The sequence below is a fragment of the Geminocystis sp. CENA526 genome (assembly GCF_050753365.1).
Taxonomy (GTDB): domain Bacteria; phylum Cyanobacteriota; class Cyanobacteriia; order Cyanobacteriales; family Cyanobacteriaceae; genus Geminocystis.
Genome location: NZ_JBLZFY010000137.1, coordinates 1 through 8,847 on the forward strand (window position 1 = coordinate 1; position 8,847 = coordinate 8,847).

Here is an 8,847-nt window from a genome sequence, read left to right on the forward strand (position 1 = left end):
CTCTTCCCCCTCTTCCCCCTCTTCCCCTCTCAATCAACTATTTATCATTTACAACTATTCATCATGGAATCACTAAATTCGTTTTTGCCTTTGGTATGGTTTGGCATTTTAGCCTTATTTTTGTTTATGTATGTTATGTTAGATGGCTTCGATTTAGGGGTAGGAATCCTCTCTTTAACGTCATCTTCGGAAGAAAGGCGAGGTATTCTCATGACAAGTTTAAGTAACGTTTGGGATGCCAATGCGACATGGTTAATTTTAATGGGAGGTAGTCTATTTGGTGCTTTTCCCCTTGCCTATGCTACTATTTTAAGCTCACTTTATATTCCCATTATGATTATGGTTATCGGCTTAGTTTTTCGCACCGTATCCTTTGAGTTTCGGGAAAATGCTGAGAATAAAGTTTTTTGGAATTATGCTTTTGGTATTGGTAGTTTTGTCGCAACTTTAGGGCAGGGTTTTGCTTTAGCAGGTGTGATTGAGGGTATCAAAGTCGATGTGAGTGGACATTTTATTGGCACTACATGGGATTGGTTAAATTGGCGTAGTGTCGTCATTGCCTTGACTCTCATTCAAGGTTATGTTTTAATTGGCTCTTGTTATTTAATCATGAAAACCTCTGGTAAGTTGCAGGAAACTCACTTTAAAACCGCTAAACTTGCTACGGTTACGACTCTTTTAGGTGCGATCGCAATTACAACAGTTTTACCGATATTTTCTCAATTTGCAAGAGAACGTTTGTTCCAAGTGCCATTTATTTATGTGTTTAGTATTATCCCAATTTTAGGAATAATTTTAGTTACTTTATTACTAATTAGCCTCAATAAAAAACAGGAGAAATTACCCTTTATTTTAACTATTTTAATTTTCTTGTTAACATTTTTGGGATTAGCTTTAGTTGTTTTTCCCTATATTATTCCCCCTAGTATTACCATTTATCAAGCGGCTGCTTCTCCTAGCTCTCTTGTTTTTATGTTAATATTTATTGGGTTTTTAATCCCTATTATGTTATTTTATAACATCTATAATTATTTTGTTTTTCGAGGAAAAATTACTACCTTAAATTAATTTAAAACAATATTCCCTATTTTCCGCTACTCTTTACTTTTTACTCCCTACTCCCTAAAAATTATCCTTCATGCCTCTTAAACGTCCAAAAACCCTAGTTGCTTCCTCAAAACCCATAGCCTGTTTAATTTTAGGGTTATCCCACCGTAAAAAAGGATTAGTTAATTTCTCTATTTCGATCGAAGACGGTACTGTAGCAATATTTTGAGTTCGATCGATCTTAACCTGTTCATAGCGTTTTTGTAAATCAGGATTATCACCATCCACCGTGATGGCAAATTTTAAATTACTCAGGGTGTATTCATGCGCACACCATACCCTTGTAGAGTCAGGCAAATTACGAAACTTCGTTAAAGAGTTTACCATATCCGTTGGTGTACCCTCAAACAATCTACCACAACCTCCAGCGAATAAGGTATCACCACAGAATAACTCCCCCCAGTCGGAATCTTCTGTGGGTGGAAAATAGTAAGCAATATGAGCGTAGGTATGCCCGGGTACAAAATATATATTAGCCTTTCTTCCTGCAAAATCTACGGTATCACCCTCTTTTAAAAACACTTGTTGACGGGGAATCCTACCTTTATCTTTCTCTCCTCCATAGACAACCGCATTAGGATAATGTTCTAATAATTCCTTATTACCCCCTACATGATCAAAATGGTGATGAGTATTAAAAATTGCGACTAAATTGCCCCCGCATTTCTCAATTTCTGCTAAAACTGGTTTAGCTTCCGCAGGATCAACTACGGCAACTTCGTTATTATTAATATCATGGAGTAGAAATATATAGTTATCGCTTAAAACGGGAATCCTAATAATTTTCATAGTAATAATTACGTTAAGAATGAAGAATGAAGAATGAAGAATGAAGAATGAAGAATGAAGAATTAACAACTATTCACTAAATATATCAATTATCGCTTGTTTTTGCTCATCATCATAGCCCCATTTTGTTAAAAAGTCTTGATATAAACCCTCTTTAAGTTCGATCGAATCTATCAACATTTTAACTTTTTTAGTTATTGCAGAAAGAGATAAATTTTTAATTAAATTTAAACTTCTTTGAGTGACTATTCCTGATTTTTCAGCCATTTCTAAGTTATTATTTCTAGTGTGAGTTATTTTCATAGCAGTGGACATTGCCACATTTTTAACTAACAATTCACTGACAATTTCAGGAGAACTTTTAAAACCTTGAATAATAGCTAAATCTATACTATTTACTATAGTATTTTCACTGGTTAAATAAGTAACAAAAAAACCCCTTGCCCCATTTTCGCTTAATACTAAAGCAGATACGATCGAGCTTTTTTCAGTATCAGATAAATGGGGTATTTTGTCAATAAATTCTGCGGTTAAATTGATGGCTTCTTCAAAAGAAATTTCAGGAGATGCAATTAAATTCATTATTTCAGAGACTAAGTATAATAATCGAATATTTTTATAATTTATGTTTGTCGTGAAGTATTTGTAAAGAAATAAGTCATTTTAACAAACATCTTTTATATGTTATAACAGATTTATCGATGTTTAGATTTAAGTATAATGGCTTCTTTATCTTCTCAACAAGAGATTTTTCACGTCAGCAACCGACTGACTTTTGGCATGACAGCAAAAGATATTAACAGCATTAGTCAACAAGGTATTGATAATTTTATCAAAGAACAGTTAAACTCTAAAACTTCTGATGTACAAAAACAACAGTATGAAGAATTAAATTTCAGCTTACTAGAGATTTTTAAACAATATAATCTTAACTATGTATCTCCTACGAAAACTAGAAAAGGTTTATCTCCTGAAAAAAATAAATTATGGACAAATAGTAGAATAATTTTTCTTCAGAAAACACTAGATTTTAAAATTGATAAATCTATTAATAATTTTCATCAATTAAATGAATTAATGACAGATTTTTGGTTTAATCATTTTAATATTTTTATTGACAAAATACCTAATCTTCAACGGTTTATAATAAGTAATTATGAGACTAATGCTATACAACCTTATGCTTTAGGGAAGTTTCGAGATTTATTACAGTCCACCGCACAACATCCATCGATGATATTGTATTTGGATAATAATAGAAATGTCAATCCCAATAACAAAGGTAATAGAGGATTAAATGAAAATTATGCTAGAGAATTAATGGAATTGCATACTTTAGGGGTTGATGGTGGTTATACTCAAGAGGATGTGATGAGTTTAGCTCGTATTTTAACAGGTTGGGGAGTTATTAACCCTAATACGCCTCAAAACCCTAATGGATTTTATTTTCACGAAAAATTACATGATTATAGTGATAAAAAATTCTTAGGACATACTATCAAAGGTTCGGGCATAGAAGAAGTATATCAAGCCTTAGACATTTTAGCTTATCATCCTTCTACAGCTAATCATATTAGTTATAAATTAGCTCAATTTTTTGTAGCGGATAATCCTCCTGATAGTTTGGTAAAAAAACTGGCTAAAAGTTTTATGGATAGTCAAGGAAATATTAAAATTGTTTTACAAAATTTGTTTAATAGCGATGAATTTTGGGATATTAAATATTATGGTAATAAATTTAAAACTCCTTATCAATATGTTATTTCTGTTCTGAGAATCAGCAATATTACAAAACCTAATTTTAGTCGAGTAATTACCAGTTTAAGAGAATTAGAAATGCGTCCTTATTATTGTGTCACTCCCGATGGTTATAAAAACGTAAAAACAGCGTGGTTAAGTCCTTCTGCTATGATGAATAGAGTTAATTTTGCTTCTTTGGTAGCTGATGGAAAAGTTAATAATAATTCTCCTATTAATAGTAATCAATTAATCCCTATAGTTGATAATTTTTTATCCACTAAAACTCTTAATACTGTGAAAAATGTCGATCGAAAACAACAATCTGCGTTAATTTTAGGTAGTCCAGAAATGATGTATAATTAAGGGTTGGTTTAAAAACTTTTAATGGGTTAGTAGTGAGGGCTTGGTTTCCTTAAAATGTCTATTATAGTCGAAGTTTATTAGATAAAAATTATTGTAAAAAATTATGGCAAAAGTTGTTTTAGTACATCCTCAAATACCTCCCAATACAGGCAATATTGCTCGAACTTGTGCGGCTACAGAAACAGAATTACATCTAGTTGCGCCTTTAGGCTTTGAAATTAGCGATCGATATTTAAAAAGAGCAGGTTTAGACTACTGGCCCCATGTTAAACTAACATATCATCAAAGTCCCCAACATTTTATTAAAACAGCGAGAGAAAAAGGCGGAAGACTAATTGGCTTAAGTGTTAGGGGAAAGAAAAATTATCTTGAGTGTCAATTTCAACCCAATGACTGGCTTTTGTTTGGTAGCGAAACCGAGGGTTTACCTCCTGAAGTATTAGAAGAATGTGATTTAACTTGTTTTATCACTATGGCGAGTCCTCATGTGCGCAGTTTAAATTTATCTGTCAGTGTCTCAGTGGTTTTATTTGAATCCATCCGACAAGGACAACTTCTTCTTAGTAAACCATAAAATGATGAGGATAAGAGGTGGACAGATGGAAAAGAGAGGGGGAAGAGGAAGATAGAAAATAATTATATTTTTTGGTGGGGATGGGTTTAATATATTAAATCCCTACATTCCTTCTTATTCTTATCTTTCTTAATTCTTAATTCTTAATTCTTAATTCTTAATTCTTAATTCTTAATTCTTAATTCTGTGTTTTTCCGCCTGTTTTACTAATCAATTTGATGTCAGTAATAGTTAATGACTTATCGATGGCTTTTGCCATGTCATATAAAGTTAACGCTGTGATAGAGACTGCAGTTAAAGCCTCCATTTCTACACCTGTTTCGGCTTTGGTTTTCACGATCGAACTGATATTATAACCGGGTAAACTTTCATCAGGAGTAATCTCGATCGAAATTTTATGTAAAGGTAAAGGATGACAAAGAGGAATTAAAGAGGATGTTTGTTTAGCCGCCATAATTCCTGCGATTTTTGCCGTTGTTAATATATCGCCTTTAGGAGAATTTCCCTGTTGAATTTGTTGGAAAGTTTCGAGTTTCATCATTATTTTACCCGATGCCACTGCTTCTCGAAGGGTAATAGACTTAGCAGAAACATCCACCATATTAACCTCTCCATCACTATTAATATGAGATAAATTTTGAGCCATAAATTACATTTGATAAGCTAGTTTGCATTGAAGTTAATGAATATACTTCTCCAAAAATTATGATTTTTAAACCGTATTTCGGGCTTCTAGCCCGATTATTGGAGATGTCTAATAGTTGATAGTGAATAGAGTCGCTTTAGCAGACGGTAGCTATTAGACGTATAATTCATTACACGTTGAGTCATTGATTAACGACTAAAACTATTCTTAATTCTGCATTCTTAATTCTTCATTCTTAATTCTTCATTCTTAATTCCTCATTACTTCACCCAACGCCAATATAGGCGACAACCAAAAATAAACCATCAGTAAAAATAGTACTTAAAACCGCACCTGCAAAGGCGATATAGTGAATATCTTTTTTGACTAAGGCGTATAAACTTATTGCCAATAAAACATTAGCTAATAACACTGCCCAACTAATACCCCAGACGCTCTGGACTTGCACGATCGAAGCCTGTAGAATAGGTTTAACTAAGGTAGGCTCAGTAATCATCAATTCACGCCAATAGGGTATTAAACCAGCTATATAAAAGTATAAATCAGTAATGGCAGTACCGATCAACGAGCCGAGATAAAAATAATTACCGATTAATCCCCAACCTTTCCAAATACACCACAAAGCAAAAGGTAAACCAATAGCTTCAATGGGAATATGAATAGCAGGATTTTCTCGAAACCATCCCCAATATATTGAACCACAAAGCCAACTCCAACTAAAACCCCATAGCATATCACCCCAAATATAAGTATGAGGTTGACGTTTGAGGTAAAAACTGAGTTGAATCCAAAGCAAAGTTAACAGGAGACTGACAACTGGAAAAAGCCTGACTAAAGGCGCTTGAAAGAAAACGGGAATAGAGACTAAAAAAGCGGAAGCGAAAAAAACGAGGACATTTTGACGCTTTTGTTTATCCCACCACCAACTTAAGAGAAGATGCCAAAAATTCTCTCTCAGGGTAGGGAAAAAAGTCGTTAACTGTGATAAAAGGGTATGATTTAACAAGATTGCTTAAAATTTCTTTACTTATCGTTACTTTATCTTAATTATTTTCAGGAAAAATCTCAATAGGGAAAGGTAATAAATTCGACACAAAAAAAAGAGAAAGATGAAACTGATAATTTATCTGACTAAACTCAATAGAGCGATTTTTGTTATTTATGGTGTTTAAGAATACATCGATCGAACTAAAAAACAATAATTTTGCTATGTTTAAAATATATAAATTCTTAGCTATTTAAGGTTTTATTAAGACAAGGTTAAAGATAGATTAACTTATCCAAAAAGATTCATTTTGGAAGCAGGTTAATATTGAATTAATACAGTAAATTTTAAGCAAAATATGTATAATTTTTATGAATATAACCATGACGCAAAATACAGTACTTGATGTGGAAAAACAAGTAGTAGCAATCTCTTATAAAGTTTTACAGGGTTTATTAGGAAAAAAAAATATTAGGTAAATTAATTATAATAAATCCCATCGATCGAGATATACAATAGATAGTATATTTAGGCAAAGGAAAAATTCATTTTGCCACCAGTGTATCGAGAAAAAGAAAAAGACTTAACTATCTTTTATCTCAGGGTTTTAAACAATATAATTTTTATATTCCCCAAGAATTAGAAACTGTAAAAAAACCCCTGATTGCCTGTATCGATGATAGCCAAGCCATACAACGCATCGTCAAAATGACTTTAATCGCAGGAGGTTTTGAAGTTGTTAGTATTACTGAACCAGCTAAGGCAATGAGTATGTTTGTTAGGCAAAAACCCGACTTGATTCTTATGGATATTGTCATGCCAGATATGAGTGGTTTAGACATTTGTCGGCACATTCGCAAAGAAATGAATTATAAAGCAGTGCCGATAATTTTTCTTTCTACAAAAGACGAAGATTTTGATAAATTTTGGGCATTAAGACAAGGAGGAAATGCTTATTTAACTAAACCTTATTCTCCCACAGATTTAATCAATACTGTCAAAAGTTATTTATAATTTCGCCACCGTAAAACAGGCATCTTGCCTGTACTTTTTCACAAATTTATCACTATTCTAATGAAGTCAAATCTTAGTAAATAATTATCAATTAATTAAGATTATGGATTACTTTATTGTCGAGTTAATCGAAAGAAAAAAAGTAGCAATTCCCTTAAATCAAGTGCAAGAAGTTATCAATATTAACTATAGTGATATTTGCCCTATGCCGGGGGTAAATAATAATTTACTAGGGGTAACAAATCATCGAGGTAATTTTTTATGGATATTGGAATTATCAAATTTATTATTTAATCAATACTTACCTAATTTTGCTTTAAATACTATTTTGCTGACAAAAATTCAGCACAATAACTTCTTAGGCTTAGTGGTGCAAAAACTAGGAGAAATTAAAACTTTTTCTGATGTAGATAAATCCCTTAGAGATACTGTAATTAACATTAATCCTAATTATTATCAAGGGATAATTCCTGATACAGAAGATATACCTATTCTTAATTTAGCTAATGTGCAAAATAGCCTTAATAGTTAATTTTAATAATCTTACTGTTTTCTAGTAAAGCCTTTAACTCTTTTTCAACTAATTATTGTGATTGGAGATATTTTTAAATATTGCCAAATTGTCAAAAAACTTGAAGATAAAAAAATTAAATGAGGTTAACTATATCGGGAATATTTTTACATAAAAGTTCGATATTAGGATGCTGATATTGTTCATAAAAGTCCTCATAAACCTTATTAATTAATTTTTCTACTAATTCTCTTTTTATATAGTTTAAAGGATAGAAAGGATAAATCATTAACAGCATTTCAGGAGGTGTTTCATTCCATAAATTAGGTAATAAGAATCTTACTTTATCTAAAATTTTTGCCCCCAGTCTCTGATAAAAATTAAGTCGTCTTTGTTTGGTTGCTTGATTATCCCCTGACGCTGGATTTTCTACTTCTAATAACAAAAATTCATCTTTTTCTTTTAACTCTTTTCCTAAATATTTTAAAAAGTCTTCTCCTATGCCTTTCCCTCTCAAGTTTTCTGCTACTGCTACATATCCCAATAAACTAAAATTTGTTTCTTTTAAAGGGCATAAAATCGCCATGAAACTTACTTTCGATTCTTCATAACTAACTAATAATTGAAACTCTTGATTAGTGATTTTTTCTGCTAATTTTTTCTCTGGCAAACGCTCATTTTCTGGAAAACTCGATCGATATATTACCATAGCTCGATCGAAATCTTCACTATTTGTATCCATTACTAAACGATATTCTCTCATAAGTTATTTTCAATCTAATTTACAAACTAAAACTAAGAAATAAGTAATAGATAACAGGTAAGCATTTGAGTCATTTTTCAACTAATAAAAATAGTCTGTTAAATACTTCTTCATCTATCAAAAGGATTAATCACAATGATTTTATTCTCTCACAACTTGCCTCCTTAATATAACAAACAATACCTAACAACATTGTTGTGACTCGCTAAGTGTTTCAAAAATGAACTCTGAAAGACTGTTGTGGCTCGCTAGGTATTTCAAAAAAAAAATTCTGAAAGACTGTTGTGACTCGCTAGGTATTTCAAAAAAAAAATTCTGAAAGACTGTTGTGACTCGCTAGGTATTTCAAAAAAAA

10 protein-coding genes are annotated in these 8,847 nt (G+C 31.8%); 5 read left to right on the forward strand and 5 right to left on the reverse strand.

Features of this window, described 5'->3' with window-relative positions; all coding sequences use genetic code 11:
• Positions 1-63: 63 nt before the first annotated feature.
• Positions 64-1,068: a cytochrome d ubiquinol oxidase subunit II gene (cydB, locus tag ACN4EE_RS20790; protein ID WP_431708419.1), complete on the forward strand. Its 1,005-nt coding sequence runs from the start codon at positions 64-66 to the stop codon at positions 1,066-1,068.
• A 54-nt stretch (positions 1,069-1,122) separates the two neighbouring features.
• Here the strand turns inward: cydB and gloB are convergent, their stop codons facing one another.
• A complete protein-coding gene (gloB, locus tag ACN4EE_RS20795; RefSeq protein WP_431708420.1) occupies positions 1,123-1,896 on the reverse strand; it encodes a hydroxyacylglutathione hydrolase in 774 nt (257 codons plus the stop codon).
• Between the two features lie 69 nt (positions 1,897-1,965).
• Positions 1,966-2,478, reverse strand: a complete 513-nt coding sequence (locus ACN4EE_RS20800) for a hypothetical protein (RefSeq protein ID WP_431708421.1) — start codon at positions 2,476-2,478, stop codon at positions 1,966-1,968.
• Positions 2,479-2,616: 138 nt separating this feature from the next.
• Here ACN4EE_RS20800 and ACN4EE_RS20805 point away from each other — a divergent pair, with 138 nt between their 5' ends.
• Entirely contained in the window at positions 2,617-3,999 is a 1,383-nt protein-coding gene (locus ACN4EE_RS20805; RefSeq protein WP_431708422.1) for a DUF1800 domain-containing protein, read from the forward strand.
• A gap of 103 nt (positions 4,000-4,102) precedes the next feature.
• Positions 4,103-4,573, forward strand: a complete 471-nt coding sequence (locus ACN4EE_RS20810; protein WP_431708423.1) for a tRNA (cytidine(34)-2'-O)-methyltransferase — start codon at positions 4,103-4,105, stop codon at positions 4,571-4,573.
• A gap of 178 nt (positions 4,574-4,751) precedes the next feature.
• On the opposite strand, the gene moaC is transcribed toward ACN4EE_RS20810, so the two are convergent.
• Positions 4,752-5,219, reverse strand: coding sequence for a cyclic pyranopterin monophosphate synthase MoaC (moaC, locus tag ACN4EE_RS20815; RefSeq protein ID WP_431708424.1), 468 nt, complete (start codon positions 5,217-5,219; stop codon positions 4,752-4,754).
• A 265-nt stretch (positions 5,220-5,484) separates the two neighbouring features.
• The gene (locus ACN4EE_RS20820) at positions 5,485-6,225 is read right to left on the reverse strand and encodes a DUF3120 domain-containing protein (RefSeq protein WP_431708425.1); all 741 of its coding nucleotides are present in this window, start codon (positions 6,223-6,225) and stop codon (positions 5,485-5,487) included.
• Positions 6,226-6,912: 687 nt separating this feature from the next.
• Between ACN4EE_RS20820 and ACN4EE_RS20825 the strand changes: the two genes are divergently transcribed.
• Positions 6,913-7,218: a response regulator gene (locus ACN4EE_RS20825; RefSeq protein ID WP_431708426.1), complete on the forward strand. Its 306-nt coding sequence runs from the start codon at positions 6,913-6,915 to the stop codon at positions 7,216-7,218.
• 103 nt (positions 7,219-7,321) lie between these two features.
• Entirely contained in the window at positions 7,322-7,750 is a 429-nt protein-coding gene (locus ACN4EE_RS20830; protein ID WP_431708427.1) for a chemotaxis protein CheW, read from the forward strand.
• Positions 7,751-7,865: 115 nt separating this feature from the next.
• On the opposite strand, the gene ACN4EE_RS20835 is transcribed toward ACN4EE_RS20830, so the two are convergent.
• Positions 7,866-8,492: a GNAT family N-acetyltransferase gene (locus ACN4EE_RS20835; RefSeq protein ID WP_431708428.1), complete on the reverse strand. Its 627-nt coding sequence runs from the start codon at positions 8,490-8,492 to the stop codon at positions 7,866-7,868.
• Positions 8,493-8,847: the final 355 nt, after the last annotated feature.